Origin of the sequence: Lentzea sp. NPDC051838, from assembly GCF_040681245.1 — a bacterium.
Lineage (GTDB): Bacteria > Actinomycetota > Actinomycetes > Mycobacteriales > Pseudonocardiaceae > Lentzea.
Genome location: NZ_JBFAYI010000018.1, coordinates 37922 through 57875, shown reverse-complemented (window position 1 = coordinate 57875; position 19954 = coordinate 37922). Strand labels below are relative to the sequence as shown.

The window sequence follows — 19954 nt, the reverse complement described above, 5'->3', positions numbered from 1 at the left end:
CATCTTTCAGTGCAAGACAAGTCTCAGCGGCCGGTGAGAATCTCACCGACGTAGTTGGCAACCGCGCGGACGGCCGCCATTGTTCCTGGGTAGTCCATGCGCGTGGGTCCGACGACACCGAGGCCGCCCAGCGGGTTGTCGCGGCTGCCGTAGCCGATGGACACCACGGAAGTGCTGCGCATCTCAGCGGCTTCGTTCTCCTCGCCGATGCGCACCAGCACGCGACCGGGGTCGCGGGAGGCGGCGAGGAGCTTGAGCACGATCACCTGTTCCTCCAGCGCCTCCAGCACCTGCCGGAGAGAGCCGGGGAAGTCGGCGACGTTGCGGGTGAGGTTCGCGGTGCCGCCGAGCACGAGCCGTTCCTCGGGGTGCTCGACGAGCGTCTCGATCAGCACCGTCGCGACCCGCAGCATCGGGTCGCGCAGGTCCTGCCGCACCTCGTCCGGCAGCTCGGCGACCCGCACCGACGCGTCGGACAGCCGCTGGCCCGCCATGGCCTGGTTCAGCATGGCCCGCAGGTGCGCGGTGTCCTCCTCGCTGATCACGTCACCGAGCTCGACGATGCGCTGGTCGACGCGGCCGGTGTCGGTGATCAGCACGAGCATCAGCCGCGACGGCGTGATCGGCAGCACCTCGAGATGCCGCACGGCCGCGCGGGACAGCGTCGGGACCTGGATCACCGCGACCTGTCTCGTCAGCTGCGCGAGCAACCGGACGCTGCGGCGCATCACGTCGTCGAGGTCGAGCGCCCCGTCGAGGAAACTGCGAATCGCCCGCTTCTCGGCCTGCGAGAGCGGCTTGATCTCGCTGAGCTTGTCGACGAAGAGCCGGTAGCCCTTGTCCGTCGGCACGCGGCCGGCGCTGGTGTGCGGCTGGGCGATGTAGCCCTCGTCCTCCAGCGCGGCCATGTCGTTGCGCACGGTCGCGCTCGACACACCCAGGTTGTGCCGTTCGACCAGGGCTTTCGACCCGACGGGCTCCTGGTTGGACACGTAGTCGGCGACGATGGCGCGCAGCACCTCGAACCGACGCTCATCGGCATTCACCGCTGTTCACCTCCGTGTCCACTCACTCCGAGTTTACCCAGGCGATTTACTGCCTGGTGCCCGCTCCGGCGTGACGCGAGCGGCTCGTCAGCCGTTCCCAGTTGCCCGAACCGATGGCGATCTTCTCCTCGTCGGTGAACGGCGCGTTCTCGAGGAACGACCGCGCGACGCCACCGCTGGTGTCGAGATACGGGAAGCCGCCTGGCCTCGTGCCGAACGTGTACGGGTAGTCGGTCGAGTAGAGCATCCGGTCCGTGCCCACGACCTCGGCGGTCCACCTCAGGTAGCGCTCGCTGACGGTGCCGCTGCCCGCCACCCAGAAGTTCTCGCGGAAGTAGTCGGCCAGCGGCCGGTCGAGCTTCGCCGCCTCGCCGAGAACGCCGACGTGGTCGAGGTAGAAGAGGACGACCTCGCCCCAGTGCCCGGCGATCACCTGCAGCTCGGGGTGGCGGTCGAACACGCCGGAGAAGATCATCCGCAGGTACTGCACGCCGAGGTCGTAGTACCAGCCGATTCCGGCGGTCGCGAGCATCGGCCCGAGCCCGTTCGGCAGTCCGGAGTAGTACGCGTCCTGAACTGCCTGCACCGGCGCCTGCGGGTGGAAGTGCAGCGGGACGCGGAGCCGTTCAGCGGTGGCGTAGAGGTCGTCGAACTCGGGCGCGTCCGCCAGTTTGTCGCCGGTCCGGCCGTACAGCATCGCTCCGGGAAAGCCGAGCTCCGCCACCGCGCGCTCCAGTTCCGCGGCAGCGTCGTCCGGTGACGCCGTGGGAAGGACGGCGAAGGCCTGGAACCGGTGCGGGTGCGCCGCGACGATCTCCGCCAGCGCGTCATTGGCCTCGCGTGCGACGTGGACGGCATCGGCCGGCGGGAGGTTCTGCACGCCAGGAGTCGCCAGTGACAGCACCGCGACGTCGATGCCCTGCTCGTCCATGTCGGCCAGGCGCCCCTCGCCGACGTCGCGCAACCGCCGCATCACCGGGTGGTCGTCGGGGTACGGCTGCCGGGCACCCACTTTCGCCCACGCCTCCCGCACGACGGGCAGAACCACGTGCTCTTCAAGACCAACGATGCGCATGTCCACTCCGTTTCCAGTGCTAACACGATCGACGTTAGCACTGGAAACACGGGGCGATGTAAACACCGCAGAACTCGCCGGTTCCCTTGACTGACGAGTCAGCCGAACCGTTGGGTTGGAGGCGCCGCCGCCCCGGTCCACTGAGGGGTGCGCATGCGCAAGCTCTGGTGTCTGCTCCTGGGAGTGATCCTGCTCGTGCCACCCGGAGTGGCGGCGGCGCACGACTCGATCCGCAACTCGATCCGGGGCTGGACGATCCTCTCCGACAGCGACGCGGGCGCCGACGAGGTGATCGCGTCGGCCAGGAAGTACAAGGTCAACCACCTGCAGCTGTCCCACGAGGTCGTCCACGACCTGCAGGAGGTTCGTGACCCGCGCAGACAGGCGCAGGTGAACCGGCTCACCTCGCTGGCCCACTCCTCCGGCGTCAAAGAGGTCGCCGCCTGGGACCACGCGCTCTACAACCTCACCTACTACCCCGCCGAGTTCCGCACCGGCCCGAACGGCACGATCGATCTCGACAACCCGGCGTTCTGGGACTGGTTCCGCGGTGACTACCGGCAGATGCTCGACCTGGTGCCGGACGTCGACTCGATCATCCTGACGTTCATCGAGACCGGCGCGCGCGTCGAGAACCAGTACTCGGCCAAGCTCAAGACCGCCGAGGAGAAGCTCGCCTACCTCGTCGACCAGATCGCGTCGGTGATCGACGAGCGCGGCATGCTGTTGTACCTGCGCACGTTCGGCTACTACCCAGCCGAGATGGACCGCACGATCGGCGCGATCGACCGCGTGCAGAACAAGCGCGTCCGCGTGATGGCCAAGGCGCAGCCGCACGACTTCTTCCTGACGCACCCGATCGACGTCACCGTCCCGAAGATCAAACGCCCGGTGCTGATCGAGTACGACACCACCGGCGAGTACAACGGCCAGGGCAAGATCGCGAACGCGCTCGTCGCCGAGCACGCCGACCGGTTGCGGCACTACCGCAAGCTGCCCAACGTCATCGGCTACGTCGCCCGCACCGACCGCTACGACGAGTCACGCATCGTGGGGACGCCGACCGAGATCAACCTGTTCGCGTTGAAGCGGGCGAGCGAAGGCGCCTCGAACTCGCAGATCTACCTGGAGTTCGCCGCTCGCAAGTACGGCCTGCTCGCGGCGCCGCACGTCGCACGGGCACTGGCCCGGTCGCCGGAGATCATCACCTCGACGCTGTACACGTTGGGCAGCAACACCGCGAACCACTCGCGCCTCGACTACGACCCGTACTGCTCCAGCTACCACCGCAGCGTCTCCGGCAAGTGGGTCGACCCGCCCACGACGTTCGTGCGGCACGGCGTGAACAAGCAGTTCCACTACTGGATCGACGTCGCGAACCACCTGGCGCCGCCGCACTGCAAGACCGACGGAATCCTGCGTCGCGAGGCCGGGTACGTGCTCGACCGCGGCTGGGTGACGCCCGGCAACCTGATGACGCAGGAGTACCTCGACCACCTCAACGTCGAGAAGAACTACGGCGTTCAGCTGGCCGAGGCGTCGTTGCGAGACGTCGAACATGTCCGAAAGTTGCTGCGTCCCAACGACTATTCGCAACTGAAGTCCTATTTCGAACGGACCGTGCTCACCGCCAAGCTGCACAGGGCGGTCGCCAAGGCGTACTTCGGCTACCGGATCTACGTCCAGCAACCGTCCACCGCACTCGCACGCTCCATTTGGGACGGTCTCGACGAGGCCACCTCCGTTGCCGCCCAAGTGCGCGCGTACCCGGCACCGCCGACCGGGGAGTGGAACTGGGTGATCGACGCAGCCCAGGCCGACCTGTACGCCAAGCGGATCTCCGAAGGCTGGGACCGCTACTCCAACATCAAGGTGCCGCGCCCGTGAGAAAACTGATCTCCGCGCTGCTGGCGATGACTCTGTTGTCGCCGGCAGCGGCTCACGCCGACTCTCCCGACATCCGCGGCTGGACGTTGTTGTCCAACAACGACGCCGGCAACGAGCAGACCATCGCCGCCGCCCGCGACTACCGGATCAACCACCTGCAGCTGTCGCACGACGTGATCCACCACCTGCGCCAGCTCAAGGAGTCCGACGACCGCCGTCAACGTGCCGTGCGGCTCACCGACCAGGCCCACGCCGCGGGCATCGAGGAGGTCGCGGTCTGGGACCACGCCCTCTACTCCCTCACCTACTACCCCGCCGAGTTCCGCACCGGCCCCAACGGCACGATCGACCTCGACAACCCGGCGTTCTGGGACTGGTTCAAGGCCGACTACCGGGCGATGCTCGACCTGCTGCCGAACATCGACTCGGTGATCCTCACGTTCATCGAAACCGGCGCCCGCGTGGAACGCCAGCACTCCACGCGCATGAAGACCGCCGAGGAGAAGCTCGCCTACCTCATCGACCAGATCGCCTCGGTCACCGACGAGCGCGGCAAACTCCTCTACCTGCGCACCTTCGCGTACTTCCCGGAGGAGATGAACAACGTCCTGCGCGCCTTGGACCTCGTCCAAAACCAGCACGTCCGGGTGATGGCCAAGGCGCAGCCGCACGACTTCTTCCTGACGCACCCGATCGACGTCACCGTCCCGAAGATCAAACGCCCGGTGCTCATCGAGTACGACGCCACCGGCGAGTACAACGGCCAGGGCAAGATGGCCGGCGCCTTCGTGGCCGACCACGCGGATCGGCTCAGGCACTACCGCAAGCTCCCCAACGTGATCGGCTACGTGGCCCGCACCGACCGCTTCCAGGACTCGCACATCGTCGGCACGCCGACAGAAGTGAACCTCTGGGCGCTGCACAGAGCGGGATCGTTGACGAACTCCCAGATCTACCAGGAGTTCGCGCGCCGTCGCTATGGCCCTTTGGCCGCACCACGTGTGGCGCAGGCGTTGGCACGTTCGCAGGAGATCGTCGAGTCGGTCCTCTACACGCTCGGCAACAACAGCGGCGACCACTCGCGCCTGAACTACGACCCGTACTGCCCCGGCTACCACCGCAGCGTCTCGGGCAAGTGGATCGACCCACCGGTCACGTTCGTCCGGCACGGCGTCAACAAGAAGTTCCACTACTGGATCGACGTCGTGAACACCCTCGCCCCGCCTCACTGCAAGCTCGACCCGATCCTGCGCAACGAGACGCCTTACGTGCTGGACCGGGGCTGGGTGACGCCGGGCAACCTCATGGTTCAGTCCTATGCGGACGATGTCGTGACGGAGAAGGACCACGGAGTCCGGCTGGCCCAACGATCTCTGGCCGACGTCGAGTCCGTCCGGCGCATCCTCAAGCCCGCGGACTACGCACAGCTCAAGGCCTACTTCGAACGCACGGTCATCTCGGCACGGCTGCACCGCTCGATCGCCAAGTCCTACTTCGGGTATCGGCTCTACCTGCGCACGCCGTCGGCCGAGCTGGCGCGCACGATCTGGGCGGGGCTCGACGAGTCGAAGCTGATGGCCGACGCGATCCGCACCTATCCGACGCCGCCGGGCAAGGGTGAGTTCGACTGGGTGAGCGACGCCGGACGGGCCGACACCTACTACAAACGGATCTCCGAGGGATGGGACGTGTACGGCAACGTGAAGGTCCCGCGCCCCTAACGTAGGGGCGTGGCAGACGAGGCGAACATCGAACCGTGGACGTGCTCCAGTTGCGGCCAGGTCAACAACGAGCGGTTCTGCGACAGCTGCGGCGTCGACTTCGCGCGGGGGCGGGTCAGCAGGATCGCGGGCAGGCCGGACGACGTCCTGCGCGTCTACCAGGAGGTTCAGCGCCGCGAGGCGGAGCGGCGGTCACCGTGGCTGACGGGATCGTTCTACCTGGTCCTGTTCGTCATCGTGATCGCCGCGCTGCTCGTCGTCGGCAAGGTGGCGTCCGCGTGGGTGCTGCCCATCGTCGTCGTGGGCGGTCTGCTCGCGGTCGCGGTCGTCGGCGCGTTGCAGCTGCGGCACGACGACAAGCTCAGCGAACGCGGCTTCCTGCGCCTGATGATCACAGCACTCGGCAAGCTGCCCGCCCTGCTGCGTCGGCAGCCACCTGACCAGCAGTGAACTCGAACGGCCCTGTTTTTGTCGGTGGTGCTCGCTAGGGTCCAAACCATCCGAGACAGGGGTGGGGACGTGGAGAGCGAGCAGGGCTGGCGGACGAAGGGCGGCCGGACCTTCCACAACGACCCGAGCTGCGAGTGGTTGCACAAAGGGGAGAACCGGCTGCGGCTGATCGGCAAGGACACGCACGAGGTCGTCGAGGTCCGGTGGGCGGATGTCGTCGGCCAGCTGCAGCCGTGCGACCACTGCTGCGCGCCCGCGTGGCTGGAGCGGCACGGCAGGCCCAAGGCCACCGAGAAGCCGTGCCTCGTCATGAGCGAGGACGAGTGGTGGCGCGGCACGCTCGTCTGGGAGAAGACCAGGCGCAAGGACGGGCTGTGGTGGGCGACGGTCACGTACGACAAGCACGGGCGGCACGTCACCGAGGTCCACAGCCAGCACGACATCCGGGCGCGCTGAGTCAACGGGTTCCTGACCACGGCATCGGCCAGGAGGCGGGCGCGTCAGGGCAGGAGGCGCCGGACCACCGCATCGGCCAGCAGGCGGCCGCGGTCGGTCAGCACGCAGAGGTCGTCCGACGGCTCCAGCAGGCCGTCCGCGATCGCCGAACGAGCCTCCGCGCGACCCGCGTCGTCCAGCACGTCGAACGGCAGGCCGGAAGCCAGGCGCAGTTCCAGCAGCACACGTTCCACGCGCTGGTCCTCGGAAGACAGCACCTCACGCCCAGCCGCGGGCGACAGACCCTCCGCCAGCAGGGACGAGTAGCGCGCCGGGTGCTTCACGTTCCAGAACCGGACACCGCCGATGTGGCTGTGCGCGCCGGGACCGAAGCCCCACCAGTCGGCGCCCTTCCAGTACAGGACGTTGTGCTGACACTGAGCCTCGACCGAAGTCGCCCAGTTCGACACCTCGTACCAGGAGAAGCCCGCACCACCCAATACCGAGTCGACCATCTCGTAGGACGACGCGAGCACGTCGTCGTCCGGCATCGGCAGGTCGCCACGACGGATGCGGCGCGCGAGACCGGTGCCGTCCTCGACGATCAACGCGTACGCGGACACGTGGTCGACGCCGGCCGACAACACAGCGTCCAGCGAAGCCGACAGATCTGAGGGCCGCTCCCCCGGCGTGCCGTAGATCAGGTCCAGGTTCACGTGCTCGAAACCCGCGGCCAACGCCTCGCGCGCGGCGTCGACCGCGCGACCTGGCGTGTGCTTGCGATCCAGAACGGCCAGCACGTGCCGGGCCGCGGACTGCATTCCCAGCGACACACGCGTGTACCCAGCAGACCGGATGCCCTCGAAGAACGACGACGACGTCGACTCCGGGTTCGACTCGGTCGTCACCTCGGCGCCGGGAGCCAGGCCGAACGACTGGCGCACGGCGTCCAACACATCGGTCAGGCCGGAGGCACCGAGCAGCGACGGGGTGCCTCCGCCGACGAAGATGGTCGAGGCGGGCACCGGAGAACCGAGCACGGACGCGGCCAGGTCGAGCTCGCGGCGCAGACCCTCCAGCCACGACTCGGGCGACGCGGACGAACCGAGCTCGCCCGGCGTGTAGGTGTTGAAGTCGCAGTAGCCGCAGCGGGTGGCGCAGAACGGCACGTGCACGTAGATGCCGAACGGACGCGAGCCGAAACCGGACAACGAAGAAGCGGGGAGCGAACCGTCGGCGGGCGCGGGCTCGCCTTCGGGCAAAGCGGAGGGCATGACACCCAGTGTCCCCCACGCGCCCCGAACGGCGGTGCACAGCCAGGGGATGTGTCTGTCTGTGACAGAGATACTACGGAGTGAAACCAGCCTAGGATGTCAACTTTCCCTCGTCAATCCCAGCATTCGGTTGGCGGTGGACCATGCTCTGGACGCCAGGCACACTGAGGTCATGCATTCGACTGGAGTCCGCCTCGTGGCCCGCCGCCACGTCGACTTCCGTCGTGTCTCCAGCGCGATGTGCCGTCGTTCGGCATAACCGCGCGCTGATTTGTTCCCGTCGGCGCTTGGTGCGCTGACGAGGCCCCCACCACAAGCACCTCTGGGCTCGCATGCGCCGCAAGCGCCTCGAAACCCCGGAGGATGGCGATGGTCCCGCCGCAGACGTCACCGCGCGCCAAGCAGCGTCGCGGCGAGGGGCAGTGGGCGCTCGGTTACCGAGAGCCGCTGAACCCCAACGAGCGGAGCAAGAAGGACGACAACCCGCTCAACGTCCGCACCCGCATCGAGAACATCTACGCCCACCGCGGTTTCGACTCGATCGACCCGGCCGACCTGCGCGGACGGTTCCGCTGGTACGGCCTTTACACCCAGCGCAAGCCGGGAATCGACGGCGGCCGCACGGCCACGCTCGAACCGGAGGAGCTGGACGACGAGTTCTTCATGATGCGCGTCCGCAGCGACGGCGGTGCGCTCTCCACGCAGCAGCTCAAGGTGCTGGGTGAGATCTCGCAGACGTACGCGCGCGACACCGCGGACATCACCGACCGCCAGAACATCCAGTACCACTGGATCGCGATCGAGGACGTTCCCACGATCTGGCAGAAGCTCGAAGAGGTCGGCCTCACCACGATGGAGGCGTGTGGCGACAGCCCGCGCGTCATCCTCGGCTCGCCGGTCGCGGGGATCTCCGAGGACGAGATCATCAACGGCCAGCCGGCGATCGACACCATCCTCGAGCGCTACATCGGCGACCCGCGGTTCTCCAACCTGCCGCGCAAGTTCAAGACCGCCATCTCCGGCCTGCAGGACGTCGCCCACGAGATCCACGACATCGCGTTCGTCGGCGTGAACCACCCCGAGCACGGCCCCGGCTTCGACCTCTGGGTCGGCGGCGGCCTCTCCACGAACCCCATGCTGGGCAAGCGTCTTGGCGCCTGGGTGCCGCTCGACGAGGTCCCGGACGTGTGGGAAGCCGTCATCAGCGTCTTCCGCGACTACGGCTACCGGCGTCTGCGCCACCGCGCGCGCATCAAGTTCCTCGTCGCCGACTGGGGTCCGGAGAAGTTCCGCCAGGTCGTCGAGGACGAGTACCTCAAGCGCAAGATGATCGACGGCCCCGCGCCGGAAACCCTGAAGCAGCAGCTCGACCACATCGGCGTGAACAAGCAGAAGGACGGCCTGTTCTACGTCGGTGCCGCGCCGGTCGCCGGTCGTGTCTCCGGCTCGATCCTGGTCGAGGTCGCGAAGATCGCCGAGCAGGCCGGCTCGCAGCGCGTCCGGTTCACGCCGCAGCAGAAGATCATCGTGCTGGACGTGCCCGAGGCCGAGGTCTCCACGCTCAAGAGCAACCTCGCGAAGCTCGGCCTGCAGGTCGACCCGTCGCCGTGGCGGCGCGGGATCATGGCCTGCACCGGCATCGAGTTCTGCAAGCTCGCGATCGTCGAGACGAAGGCCCGCGCCAACGACCTGGTCGTGCAGCTCGAAGCCAACCTCAAGGACATCGTCGACGGCGTCACCGAGCCGATCACGGTGCACATCAACGGCTGCCCCAACTCCTGCGCCCGCATCCAGACCGCGGACATCGGGCTCAAGGGCCAGATCGTCACGGACGAGAACGGCAACCAGGTCGAGGGCTTCCAGGTGCACCTCGGCGGCGGGCTCGGCCTCGACGCCGGGTTCGGCCGGAAGCTGCGCGGCCACAAGGTCACCTCGGCCGAGCTGCCCGAGTACGTCGAGCGGGTCGTGCGGAACTTCGTTGCCCAGCGCGAGAACGACGAGCGCTTCGCCCAGTGGGTCGCCCGTGCGGAAGAGGGTGACCTGAAGTGAGCGAACGCGCGACGCCGTTCTACTGCCCCTACTGCGGTGACGAGGACCTCCGTCCGCAGGAGGAACCCGCTTACGCGTGGCTGTGCAGCGGATGCCGTCGTGTCTTCAAGGTCAGTTTCGTCGGGCTCAACCTGCCGCAGGAGGTGAAGAAGTGAGCGATCTCAAGGAAGACCTGAGGATCGTCGCCGAGGCCGCGCAAGAGGAGCTGGCCAACGCTTCCGCCGTCGAGGCGCTGGAGTGGACCGCGCGGACGTTCGGCGACAGCTACATCGTCGCCTCCAACATGCAGGACGCCGTGCTGATCGACCTCGCCGCGAAGGTGAAGCCGGACTTCGACGTGCTGTTCCTGCAGACGGGCTACCACTTCCCGGAGACCATCGGCGTGCGCGACGCGGTCGGCGTCGTCTACCCGGACGTGCGGATCGTGAACGCCGAGGCGAAGCAGTCCGTCGCGGACCAGGAGGCCGAGTTCGGCCTGCTGTACCAGTCGGATCCGGCGAGGTGCTGCGACCTGCGCAAGGTCGTCCCGCTGCGCCGCGAGCTCGCGAAGTACGACGCGTGGGTCACCGGTGTGCGCCGCGTGGACGCACCGACGCGCGCGAACACGCCGATCGTGCAGTGGGACGAGCGCAACGGCCTGGTGAAGATCAACCCGATCGCGCCGTGGTCCGACGACGAGTTCAACGCCTACATCCGCGAGAAGGGCATCCTCGAAAACCTGTTGGTGCAGGAGGGATATCCCTCCATCGGCTGTCTTCCCTGCACCTCCAAGCCGCTGCCCGGCCAGGACGCGCGCAGTGGGCGTTGGGCCGGCCAGTCGAAGACGGAATGTGGGTTGCACGGATGACACTCGCGCTGGACACGTTGGGGCGCCTCGAATCCGAGGCCATTCACATCTTCCGCGAGGTCGCGGGCGAGTTCGACCGGCCGGTGATCCTCTTCTCCGGCGGCAAGGACTCGACGCTGCTGCTGCACCTCGCGATCAAGGCGTTCTACCCGGCGCCCGTGCCGTTCCCGCTGCTGCACGTCGACACCGGGCACAACTTCGACGAGGTGATCGAGTTCCGCGACCGCGTTGTCGCGCAACACGGTCTGCGCCTCGAAGTCGCCAAGGTCCAGGACTGGATCGACGACGGCCGCCTCGAGGAGCGCCCGGACGGCACGCGCAACCCGTTGCAGACGGTGCCGTTGCTGGACTCCATCACGCAGCACAAGTTCGACGCGGTGTTCGGCGGTGGCCGCCGGGACGAGGAACGCGCCCGCGCCAAGGAGCGGATCTTCAGCCTGCGCACGGCGTTCGGCCAGTGGGACCCGAAGCGTCAGCGCCCGGAGCTGTGGAACCTCTACAACGGCCGGCACCGCGCCGGTGAGCACGTCCGCGTGTTCCCGCTGTCGAACTGGACCGAGCTCGACGTGTGGAACTACATCGAGCGCGAGGGCATCGAGCTGCCGGACATCTACTACTCGCACGAACGCGAGGTGTTCCTGCGCGACGGCATGTGGCTCGCCGAAGGCCCGTGGGGCACCGCGCGCGAGGGCGAGACGTTGCAGCGCAAGGTGGTTCGCTACCGCACGGTCGGCGACGGCTCCTGCACCGGTGCCGTCGAGTCCGACGCCGCCGACATCCACGCGGTGATCGCCGAGGTCGCCGCGTCACGGCTGACCGAGCGCGGCGCCACGCGTGCCGACGACCGGCTGTCCGAGGCCGCCATGGAAGACCGCAAGCGGGAGGGTTACTTCTAAATGAGCGACCTGTTGAGGCTGGCTACCGCAGGCAGCGTGGACGACGGAAAGTCCACGCTCGTCGGCAGGCTGCTCTACGACACCAAGTCCGTGCTGGCGGACACGCTCGACGCCGTGCACCGCGCGAGCGCCGACCGCGGTCTCACGACGCCGGATCTCTCGCTGCTGGTCGACGGCCTGCGCTCGGAACGCGAGCAGGGCATCACGATCGACGTGGCGTACCGCTACTTCGCCACGCCCAAGCGGTCGTTCGTGCTCGCGGACACCCCCGGCCACGTGCAGTACACCCGCAACACGGTGACCGGTGCGTCCACGGCCCAGCTCGCGGTCCTGCTGGTCGACGCGCGCAAGGGCGTCATCGAGCAGACCCGCCGCCACGCCGCGGTTCTCGCGCTGCTGGGTGTGCCGAGGCTCGTCCTCGCGGTCAACAAGATCGACCTCGTGGACTACGACGAGGTGACGTTCTCCCGCATCGCCAAGGAGTTCACGGCCCACGCGACGGCGCTCGGCTACACCGAGGACGCGGTCGTCGAGATCCCGGTGAGTGCACTTGCCGGCGACAACGTCGTGGAGAAGTCCGCGAACACGCCGTGGTATGAGGGCCCGACCCTGCTGGAGCACCTGGAGACCGTGCCGGTCGAGGCCGACCCGCACGACGCCCCGTTCCGCTTCCCGGTGCAGTACGTGATCCGCCCGCGCACGGCCGAGCACCTCGACTACCGCGGGTACGCCGGTCTGGTCGCGGCGGGCACGGTCAAGCCGGGCGACGAGATCGTCGTGCTGCCCTCCGGCCGGCGCTCGACCGTCACGAAGATCGACACGGCGGACGGCGAACTGGCGGAGGCGGCGGCCGGCCAGTCCGTGACGTTGCTGCTGGCGGACGACATCGACATCTCCCGCGGCGACCTGATCTCCGTGGCGGGCAACGAGCCCAAGGTCACCGACGAGCTGGACGCCACCCTCTGCTGGCTCGCGGAGAAGCCTCTGCGAGCCGGTGCACGCGTCCTCGTCAAGCACGGCACGCGCACCGTGCAGGCGATGGTCACCGAACTGCGCGACCGCTTCGACGAGCAGACGCTGTCCAGTGTGGACAGCCCGGCTTCGTTGGAGCTCAACGAGATCGGCCGTGTGGCACTGCGCCTCGCGGAGGAAGTACCGCTGGACGACTACAGCTTCAGCCGGCGCACCGGGTCCTTCCTGGTGATCGACGCGAGCGACGGATCCACGCTCGCCGCCGGACTGGTCGGGGCTCCGCTGCCGCTGCTCGAGGACGGCGTGGAGAGCTGTACCGAGGGCGGCACCGCCGCCCAGGACGACCACGCCCTCGTCTCCCCCGGTCCCTGAAAGGCCACCTTCTCGTGAACCTCAAGCCCGCAGTCGCCATCGCGCTCATCGCACTGACAGCACTGTCCGGTTGCAGCCGCCGCGGCACCGAAGACGCACCCGCAGCCCAGTCCAAGGGTGCCGCGACCGAGGTTCGCCTCGGGTACTTCCCGAACGTCACCCACGCCGCCGCGTTGATCGGCGTGGAGAAGGAGCTCTTCAAGAAGGAGCTCGGCAACACCAAGCTGACGACTCAGACCTTCAACGCCGGCCCCGACGAGGTCAACGCGCTGCTCGGTGAGTCCCTCGACATCGCCTACATCGGCTCTGGTCCGGCGATCAACGCCTACGCGAAGTCCAAGGGCGAGGCCGTGAAGCTCATCGCCGGTGCCACGTCCGGTGGCGCGGCGCTGGTGGTGAAGCCCGAGATCAACTCGATCGAGGACCTCAAGGGCAAGACCGTCGCGACGCCGCAGCTCGCGAACACCCAGGACGTCGCGCTCAAGAAGTACCTGGCGGAGAAGAACCTCACCGGCCAGGTCACCGTCCAGAACGTGGAGAACGCGCAGTCGCTCGACCTGTTCAAGAAGGGCGACATCCAGGGCGCGTGGGCGCCGGAGCCGTGGTCGTCGCGCCTGGTGGCCGAGGCGGGCGCGAAGGTGCTGCTGGACGAGAAGACCCTGTGGGAGGGCGGCGCGTTCCCGACCACGGTCGTCATCGTGCGGACGAAGTTCCTGCAGGAGCACCCGGAGACGGTCGAGGCCGTGCTGAAGGGTCACGTCGCCGCCATCGACTGGGCCAAGGCCAACGAGGCGGACGCGAAGAAGGCCGTGAACGCCGCGCTGGAGAAGCTCACGTCCAAGAAGCTGGGCGACAAGATCCTCGACTCCGCGTGGAAGAACATCGAGCTCACGACCGACGCGCAGGCCAAGCACTTCCCGCAGCTCGCGAAGGACGCCGTGACCGCGGGCGTGGCCAAGGAGGCCGCGAACGTCGCCGGGTACGCCGACTTCACGCTGCTGAACAAGGTCCTGCAGGCGCAGGGCAAGCCGCAGGTCCAAGCAGCGGGCCTGGACAAGAAGTAGTTCACGAGACGTTGAGGGGAAGGCACACGACCATGACCGCCACGCTCGAGACCACTGTTCTGTCCACTGTGGATACCGCTGTCGAACTGGCCGGCGTCCGCAAGGTGTTCGGCCACGGCAGTTCGGCCGTGGTGGCGCTCGACGGCGTCGACCTCAAGGTCAAGCCGGGTGAGTTCGTGTGCCTTCTCGGCGCGTCGGGCTGCGGCAAGAGCACGCTGCTGAACATCGTCGCCGGTCTGGACGGCGCGACGGCTGGAGAGATCCAGCTCAACACGTCGCGCCCGGCCGTGATGTTCCAGGAGCCCGCTTTGATGCCGTGGCTCACCGCTGCCCGCAACGTCGAGCTGGCGCTGCGTTTCGCCGGTGTCGGCCGGTTGGCGCGCAAGCGTCGCGCGCTGGAGCTGCTGGAACTGGTGCGACTCGGTGACGTCGCGGACAAGCGTCCGCACGAGCTGTCCGGTGGCATGCGTCAGCGCGTGGCTCTGGCTCGCGCGCTGGCGTCCACCACGGTGTCCGCCGACGGTCCCGCTTTGCTGCTGATGGACGAGCCGTTCGCCGCGCTGGACGCCATCACGCGTGACGTGCTGCAGAGCGAGCTGCTGCGCGTGTGGGAGACCACGAACACCGCGATCATCTTCGTGACGCACGACGTTCGCGAGGCCGTGCGCCTCGGTCAGCGCGTTGTGCTGCTTTCCTCGCGCCCCGGCCGTGTGGTGCGCGAGTGGGATGTCACGGACTCTTCCGACACGGTTCTCGACGAGATCAACACCCACCTGCGAGAGGTCATCAGTGGCCACGCCGTCTGACACGCTCGACAAGGTCGGCGCCGGACTCGACGCGCTCGATGTGCCAGTAGAGGCGCAGAAGCCGCCGTTCTGGCGCCGTTTCCTGAAGACCGGCGTGCCACCGATCATCGCGTTCGCCCTGCTTCTCGGTGTGTGGCAGGCGTTGTGGGCGTCGGCGATCCTGCCGGAGTTCCGCCTGCCCGCGCCGGTCAACGTGTGGAACGAGCTCGTGCGCTCGGTCAGCACCGGTGAGGCGTTCGGCGTCCTGTGGACCTCGTTGTCCCGCGCGGTGTTCGGGTTCGTGGCGGCGGTGCTGATCGCGACACCGCTGGGGTTGCTGGTCGCCAAGGTGCGGGTGGTGCGCGCGGCGATCGGGTCGTTGCTGACCGGCCTGCAGTCACTTCCTTCGGTGGCTTGGGTTCCGGCGGCGATCCTGTGGTTCGGGGCGACGCCGGCGACGATCTACTTCGTGGTGCTGATGGGGTCCGTGCCCTCGATCGCCAACGGGTTGGTGGCCGGGATCGACCAGATTCCGCCTTTGCTGCCACGGGTCGGGCGTGCGTTGGGTGCCGGACGACTGGCTTCCGCGCGGCACATCCTGTTGCCCGCCGCGCTGCCCGGATATCTGGCGGGGTTGAAGCAAGGCTGGGCGTTCTCGTGGCGGTCGCTGATGGCCGCGGAGATCATCGCGACCTCGCCGCAGCTCGGCACCGGGCTCGGTCAGTACCTGCACAACGGGTCGTCGTTGAACGACATCAACATGGTGATCGCGGCGATCTTCCTGATCCTGTTGGTGGGCATCGGGATCGAGCTGCTGCTGTTCCGCCCGTTGGAGCGCGCGGTGCTGCGTGCGCGTGGACTGACGGGAGCCCTGTGACTCCGCTGATCGCTGTCGCTCATGGCAGCCGTGATCCTCGTTCTGCCGCATCGATCCACGCGCTGTTGGACGTCGTGCGGTCGTTGCGTCCTGAGTTGGACGTGCGCGGATGCTTCCTCGACCTGTGCGCGCCCCGGTTGAACGACGTCCTGCGCGAGGCGTCCGTAGTCGTGCCTTTGTTGCTGGGCAAGGCTTTTCACGCGCGGGTCGACGTGCCGGCCGCGGTCGCCTCGTCGGGAGTTCCCGCCGTGGTGACGGACGTGCTGGGACCGGATCCGCGGCTGGAGTCGGCTGCTCTGCGTCGGCTGTCCGAGGCCGGGGTCTCCTTTGACGATCCGTCTTTGGGCGTGGTGCTCGCGGGCGCCGGGTCGTCGCACGGTCCGGCCAACGAGGCCGTGGCGCGCGTCGCCCGGCGGTGGGCTCGCGAGTCGGGATGGGCAGGGGTGGAAGCGGCGTTCGCGTCGATCGCCTCGCCCACGGTGCCCGAGGCGATCGAGCGGTTGAAGGCCCGTGGTGCTTCGCGGATCGCGGTGGCGTCCTGGTTCCTCGCGCCGGGGCTGCTGCCGGACAAGGTCGCGTCCCTGGCGGGCGACGCCGTGGTGGCGCGCCCACTGGGTGACGACGTCGAGGTGGCCCAGCTGGTGCTGGACCGCTACGACTTCGCCCTGGCACGCCAGACCGTCGCGGCTTAGCTCTTCTGGTTCGACAGGTACCCGACCGTCGCCCAGCCGATGCCGAGCACCGCGCCTCCGGCGATCGCGACGGCCGTGAGGGCGCTCGACCCGCTGACCGCGAGCAGGGCGATGACGGCCGCGTAGACCATCGACAGGATGAGCAGGACCAGGCCGGACTTTCTCTTCGTCATGGCTCGGAATGGTTGCTGTCCGGCGGTTGCGCGGGCATCGACGTTCCGGTGGGTTTTGGTCTCAGTCGACCGGCTACTGGTGTTTTCGCGCGCGCGGACGCACAGTTTCCCGGTGTCCTCCGATGACGCCTGGGACCGCACCAAGGTCGCCTGGCACGTGGCTTTCGCGGTGTTCGCCTTGGTCGGCGTGGTGCTGGTGCTCGCAGAGGACCACGTCTCATACGCCGCGCTGGTGCTGCTGGCGGGGTTGTGCGTCTGGTACTGGCGCGTTGGGGCTCCTCTGGCCCGTGACGCGCGGGGTGTTCGCTATCTGGCCGTCGCGATCCCTTTGGTGGTCGCGATGTTCGCGTTGGTGCCGGCGTTGTCGGTGCTGTTCTTCACGCTGTATCCGCACATCTGGTCGTTGCTGGCGCCACGCCTCGCGATCTGGGCGACCGCTCTGACGTCCATGTCGATCGGCACCGTCGTGCTGGTGACGGGCAGCTTCAGCTCGGACTCGGTGGGCGCGGCGGTGATCATCTTCCTGAGCGTGCTGCCGGCCGTGATGCTGGGCCTGTGGATCGCGCGGATCATCGAGCAGAGCCGACAGCGTTTGGAGTTGGCCGACGTCAGCCACGAGGCAGGCGTGCTCACCGAACGCGAACGGCTCGCCCGCGACCTGCACGACACGCTGGCTCAGGGCGCGACCTCGGTGCTGCTGTTGCTCCGGGCGGCTCGATCCGCGACTGATCCTGTTGTGCGCGACCAACATCTGGCGTTGGCCGAACAGACCACAGCCGAGAACCTGGCCGAGATCCGCGCGCTGGTGGCGGCTTTGACTCCGGCAGTGCTGGACGGTTCCTCCTTGCCCGCCGCACTGGAACGCCTGACGGACCGGCTGGGCCGCGAGCTGGGACTCACCGCGTCGATGGCGGTGTCGGGTTCGTACCGTCCGCTGCCGCCTGACAGCGAGGTCACGCTGCTCCGCGTCACGCAGGAAGCGCTGGCGAACGTCCGCAAGCACGCTCGCGCTTCTTCCGTCTCGGTCTCGCTCGACTACTCGGCGGGTGTCTCGTTGTCGATCGTCGACGACGGTTGTGGCTTCGGTCCGGAGGCCCCGCGCGGGTTCGGGTTGGACGGCTTGAGAGATCGTGTGCGGGACGCGGGCGGCTCGTTCGAGATCCTTTCCGCGCCGGGCTCGGGAGTGCGGGTGCGAGTGGTCTTGGAGGACGCGTGATCCGGGTGCTGCTGGTCGACGACCATCCCGTCGTCCGCTTCGGCCTGCGCACGATCGTCGAGGCCGAGCCAGATCTGTCCGTCATCGGTGAGTGCGGCTCTGGCTTGGAGGCCGTCCAACTGGCTTCGGAACTCGCACCGGACGTGGTGCTGATGGACCTCAAGATGCCGGGCATGGACGGCGCGACCGCCACCGCCGCTGTGGTCGCGTCGACTTCTTGCCGAGTCGTCGTGTTGACGACGTTCGACACCGACGGCGACATCCTGCGGGCGATCGAAGCCGGGGCGACGGCGTACCTGTTGAAGGACGCGCCGAGCTTCGAGTTGATCGAGGCAGTGCGAGCCGCGGCGCGCGGTCAAACCGTGCTGGCTTCCCCAGTGGCGACCAAGCTCGTGAGCGCGGTGCAGCGGCCGGGATTGAGCGCACGAGAGGCCGAAGTGCTTTCGCTCGTGGCGCGTGGGCTGTCCAACGTCGCGATCTCCCAGGAGCTGAACGTCAGCGAAGCCACCGTCAAAAGCCATCTGCTGCACGTGTTCAGCAAGCTGGACGTGAGCGACCGGACCGCCGCCGTGACAGTGGCGTTGAGCCGCGGCTGGCTGCCTCCGCTGACCTGATCCGCCGAACCGCCACGACGCGAGGCCTTGGCGTGGTACCAAATGCGCAACGGCACCGGGGGGCGACGTGCACGACGACTCGTATCAGTCCGACCACAGCGTTCGCGACGGCTTCTTCGACGGCAGTGCCGACGACATCGAGGATTTCTTCGACGATGACGACTCCGACGATGACTCCGACGATGACGACTTCCCGCGCTCGCGACGCCGTTCCCGTCGTGGCTACCAGGACCTGTCCGGGGCACCCGGCTGGGTCAAGGTGCTCGTGTGGGTGGGCGCTCTCCTGGCGATAGCGGGATTCGGGGTGATCTTCTTCGGCATCCTGAGTCCCGCGCCTGAGCCGATCAGCACTCCCCTGACGCCCGCTTTCCCGACGGCGAACCTGCCACCCGGCTTCCCGACCGGAGATCTGCCGCCCGGCTTCCCGACCGACGCTCTGCCACCGGAGTTCGGGTCGCCCGGCATGACGGGCTTCCCCTCCCCGAGACACCTCACGCCCCAGAGTGTCGGAGGCCCGAACCTGCCGCTGGGCTTCGGTCTCTTCTTCGCCGGCTTCGTGCTGACGGCGATCGGCGCACTGGGCCACAGCACCTCGAGACGGCGCTGACACAGCCAGCCTCATGAGACTGCGCCATCCGTTCGACGCGCACATGGCCACCGCCCCGTTGTGGGTGAAGGTGGTCTCGCGGGCCGGCGTCGCGATCACGTTCATCGCCGTCATCGTGCTCGTCCTCGCCTCGCTGGGCGTCGGGCCGACCTACCCGATGTTCGCGACGGCCAGCCGCAGCTGACGTGATCACCCGAACGGGATTTGTCGGTCATGCCTGAGATCCTGTTTGGATGCATATGTTCGTCGACGAGTCGGAGCGCGGCGGCTACCTCATGGCTGCCGTCCTGCTGTCCCCGAGCTCGCTGCATTCCACCCGCTCGATGATGCGTGGTCTGCTGCTCCCGGGCTCCCGACGCGTCCACTTCAAGACCGAGAAACCCTCCAGCCGCAAGCTGATCGCGGACAGGCTGGCGTGCTGCGAGTTCTCGGTGAACATCTACACCGCGCGCGGGCACAGCGAGCGGGTCCGGTCGACGCCCCTGCCCCTGCTCGTCGAAGACGCGATCGGCGTCGGGGTGACCAGGTTGGTGCTCGATTTCCGCGATCGCGTGGTGCCACGGCGCCGGAGGTGACTGGAAGCGACGCGTCACGTCAGTCATCGACACCGTGGTCGACCTGGGCGAGGTCAGATAAGCGCGAAGCCCAGGCAGCGACCGTCCGGACGCGCACCTGGGCTCACTTCCTCCACCTAGCGGCAGAGGCGATGAACCCATCCTAGCACATTTGAGCCCAACCGCTGTTGCCCCGCAAAGCCGAGCAGACCAACACTTCCGGCCGCCGCCACAAGATCGAATGCGCAGCGCCGTTTGGGCGATGTGAAGTGTGAACTGTTGACGTGAAACCTACTCATGAGTAGTCAGGTGATTACGCCGCGTGCTGGAGATGTCCCTCGTCCACTC

The 19954-nt window shown here is 67.8% G+C and carries 22 protein-coding genes; 18 read left to right on the top strand and 4 right to left on the bottom strand.

Going from position 1 to position 19954, the window contains the following annotated elements; translation table 11 throughout:
• Positions 1-23: 23 nt before the first annotated feature.
• Together hrcA and AB0M24_RS30960 are read right to left on the bottom strand one after the other, a co-directional pair.
• The gene (hrcA, locus tag AB0M24_RS30965) at positions 24-1046 is read right to left on the bottom strand and encodes a heat-inducible transcriptional repressor HrcA (protein WP_363775756.1); all 1023 of its coding nucleotides are present in this window, start codon (positions 1044-1046) and stop codon (positions 24-26) included.
• Positions 1047-1092: 46 nt separating this feature from the next.
• On the bottom strand, positions 1093-2121 hold the full coding sequence (locus AB0M24_RS30960; RefSeq protein ID WP_363775753.1) for an amidohydrolase family protein: 1029 nt from the start codon (positions 2119-2121) through the stop codon (positions 1093-1095).
• 153 nt (positions 2122-2274) lie between these two features.
• Between AB0M24_RS30960 and AB0M24_RS30955 the strand changes: the two genes are divergently transcribed.
• From AB0M24_RS30955 to AB0M24_RS30940, 4 genes are all read left to right on the top strand, one after another.
• Positions 2275-4008 (top strand): hypothetical protein, encoded by a 1734-nt coding sequence (locus tag AB0M24_RS30955; RefSeq protein ID WP_363775750.1) that lies wholly within the window; start codon positions 2275-2277, stop codon positions 4006-4008.
• A complete protein-coding gene (locus AB0M24_RS30950; RefSeq protein WP_363775747.1) occupies positions 4005-5729 on the top strand; it encodes a hypothetical protein in 1725 nt (574 codons plus the stop codon). The genes AB0M24_RS30955 and AB0M24_RS30950 overlap by 4 nt, the downstream gene beginning before the upstream one ends.
• A gap of 9 nt (positions 5730-5738) precedes the next feature.
• Complete coding sequence (locus AB0M24_RS30945) at positions 5739-6179, top strand: zinc ribbon domain-containing protein (RefSeq protein ID WP_363775745.1); 441 nt, start codon at positions 5739-5741, stop codon at positions 6177-6179.
• Positions 6180-6248: 69 nt separating this feature from the next.
• Complete coding sequence (locus AB0M24_RS30940; RefSeq protein WP_363775742.1) at positions 6249-6635, top strand: hypothetical protein; 387 nt, start codon at positions 6249-6251, stop codon at positions 6633-6635.
• Between the two features lie 44 nt (positions 6636-6679).
• Here AB0M24_RS30940 and hemW read toward each other — a convergent pair whose 3' ends face one another.
• Positions 6680-7888, bottom strand: a complete 1209-nt coding sequence (hemW, locus tag AB0M24_RS30935; protein ID WP_363775739.1) for a radical SAM family heme chaperone HemW — start codon at positions 7886-7888, stop codon at positions 6680-6682.
• Between the two features lie 369 nt (positions 7889-8257).
• Between hemW and AB0M24_RS30930 the strand changes: the two genes are divergently transcribed.
• The 9 genes from AB0M24_RS30930 to AB0M24_RS30890 are packed head-to-tail and all read left to right on the top strand — an operon-like array spanning position 8258 to position 16442.
• A complete protein-coding gene (locus AB0M24_RS30930; RefSeq protein ID WP_363775736.1) occupies positions 8258-9937 on the top strand; it encodes a nitrite/sulfite reductase in 1680 nt (559 codons plus the stop codon).
• A complete protein-coding gene (locus AB0M24_RS30925) occupies positions 9934-10092 on the top strand; it encodes an Insertion element protein (RefSeq protein WP_363775733.1) in 159 nt (52 codons plus the stop codon). The genes AB0M24_RS30930 and AB0M24_RS30925 overlap by 4 nt, the downstream gene beginning before the upstream one ends.
• Positions 10089-10784 carry a phosphoadenylyl-sulfate reductase gene (locus tag AB0M24_RS30920; RefSeq protein WP_363775730.1) on the top strand — a complete coding sequence of 232 codons (696 nt, stop codon included), beginning with the start codon at positions 10089-10091 and terminating at the stop codon, positions 10782-10784. The genes AB0M24_RS30925 and AB0M24_RS30920 overlap by 4 nt, the downstream gene beginning before the upstream one ends.
• Positions 10781-11680, top strand: a complete 900-nt coding sequence (gene cysD, locus AB0M24_RS30915) for a sulfate adenylyltransferase subunit CysD (protein ID WP_363775727.1) — start codon at positions 10781-10783, stop codon at positions 11678-11680. The genes AB0M24_RS30920 and cysD overlap by 4 nt, the downstream gene beginning before the upstream one ends.
• A complete protein-coding gene (locus AB0M24_RS30910; RefSeq protein ID WP_363775725.1) occupies positions 11681-13024 on the top strand; it encodes a GTP-binding protein in 1344 nt (447 codons plus the stop codon).
• A gap of 14 nt (positions 13025-13038) precedes the next feature.
• On the top strand, positions 13039-14088 hold the full coding sequence (locus AB0M24_RS30905) for an ABC transporter substrate-binding protein (RefSeq protein WP_363775722.1): 1050 nt from the start codon (positions 13039-13041) through the stop codon (positions 14086-14088).
• A gap of 32 nt (positions 14089-14120) precedes the next feature.
• Positions 14121-14894, top strand: a complete 774-nt coding sequence (locus AB0M24_RS30900; RefSeq protein WP_363775719.1) for an ABC transporter ATP-binding protein — start codon at positions 14121-14123, stop codon at positions 14892-14894.
• On the top strand, positions 14878-15750 hold the full coding sequence (locus AB0M24_RS30895) for an ABC transporter permease (protein ID WP_363775716.1): 873 nt from the start codon (positions 14878-14880) through the stop codon (positions 15748-15750). The genes AB0M24_RS30900 and AB0M24_RS30895 overlap by 17 nt, the downstream gene beginning before the upstream one ends.
• Entirely contained in the window at positions 15747-16442 is a 696-nt protein-coding gene (locus AB0M24_RS30890) for a sirohydrochlorin chelatase (protein ID WP_363775713.1), read from the top strand. Before AB0M24_RS30895 ends, AB0M24_RS30890 begins: the two co-directional genes overlap by 4 nt.
• Here the strand turns inward: AB0M24_RS30890 and AB0M24_RS30885 are convergent.
• A complete protein-coding gene (locus AB0M24_RS30885) occupies positions 16439-16615 on the bottom strand; it encodes a hypothetical protein (protein WP_363775710.1) in 177 nt (58 codons plus the stop codon). The genes AB0M24_RS30890 and AB0M24_RS30885 overlap by 4 nt on opposite strands.
• A gap of 112 nt (positions 16616-16727) precedes the next feature.
• Between AB0M24_RS30885 and AB0M24_RS30880 the strand changes: the two genes are divergently transcribed.
• The 5 genes from AB0M24_RS30880 to AB0M24_RS30860 all read left to right on the top strand — a co-directional run bounded on the left by AB0M24_RS30880 (position 16728) and on the right by AB0M24_RS30860 (position 19627).
• Positions 16728-17831, top strand: coding sequence for a sensor histidine kinase (locus AB0M24_RS30880; RefSeq protein ID WP_363775707.1), 1104 nt, complete (start codon positions 16728-16730; stop codon positions 17829-17831).
• Positions 17828-18445 (top strand): response regulator transcription factor, encoded by a 618-nt coding sequence (locus AB0M24_RS30875; RefSeq protein ID WP_363775704.1) that lies wholly within the window; start codon positions 17828-17830, stop codon positions 18443-18445. The genes AB0M24_RS30880 and AB0M24_RS30875 overlap by 4 nt, the downstream gene beginning before the upstream one ends.
• A 67-nt stretch (positions 18446-18512) precedes the next feature.
• Entirely contained in the window at positions 18513-19052 is a 540-nt protein-coding gene (locus tag AB0M24_RS30870; RefSeq protein WP_363775701.1) for a hypothetical protein, read from the top strand.
• Between the two features lie 13 nt (positions 19053-19065).
• Positions 19066-19236, top strand: coding sequence for a hypothetical protein (locus AB0M24_RS30865; RefSeq protein WP_363775698.1), 171 nt, complete (start codon positions 19066-19068; stop codon positions 19234-19236).
• A gap of 49 nt (positions 19237-19285) precedes the next feature.
• Positions 19286-19627, top strand: coding sequence for a hypothetical protein (locus AB0M24_RS30860; RefSeq protein WP_363775696.1), 342 nt, complete (start codon positions 19286-19288; stop codon positions 19625-19627).
• The last annotated feature ends 327 nt before the right edge of the window (positions 19628-19954 follow it).

Excerpts from the sequence above, each read along its gene's own strand:
- cysD (WP_363775727.1), top strand. The coding sequence starts at position 10,781 with ATGACACTCGCGCTGGACACGTTGGGGCGCCTCGAATCCGAGGCCATT.
- hemW (WP_363775739.1), bottom strand. The coding sequence starts at position 7,888 with ATGCCCTCCGCTTTGCCCGAAGGCGAGCCCGCGCCCGCCGACGGTTCG.
- AB0M24_RS30930 (WP_363775736.1), top strand. The coding sequence starts at position 8,258 with ATGGTCCCGCCGCAGACGTCACCGCGCGCCAAGCAGCGTCGCGGCGAG.
- AB0M24_RS30955 (WP_363775750.1), top strand. The coding sequence starts at position 2,275 with ATGCGCAAGCTCTGGTGTCTGCTCCTGGGAGTGATCCTGCTCGTGCCA.
- AB0M24_RS30885 (WP_363775710.1), bottom strand. The coding sequence starts at position 16,615 with ATGACGAAGAGAAAGTCCGGCCTGGTCCTGCTCATCCTGTCGATGGTC.
- AB0M24_RS30860 (WP_363775696.1), top strand. The coding sequence starts at position 19,286 with ATGCATATGTTCGTCGACGAGTCGGAGCGCGGCGGCTACCTCATGGCT.
- AB0M24_RS30865 (WP_363775698.1), top strand. The coding sequence starts at position 19,066 with ATGAGACTGCGCCATCCGTTCGACGCGCACATGGCCACCGCCCCGTTG.
- AB0M24_RS30910 (WP_363775725.1), top strand. The coding sequence starts at position 11,681 with ATGAGCGACCTGTTGAGGCTGGCTACCGCAGGCAGCGTGGACGACGGA.
- AB0M24_RS30900 (WP_363775719.1), top strand. The coding sequence starts at position 14,121 with ATGACCGCCACGCTCGAGACCACTGTTCTGTCCACTGTGGATACCGCT.
- AB0M24_RS30960 (WP_363775753.1), bottom strand. The coding sequence starts at position 2,121 with ATGCGCATCGTTGGTCTTGAAGAGCACGTGGTTCTGCCCGTCGTGCGG.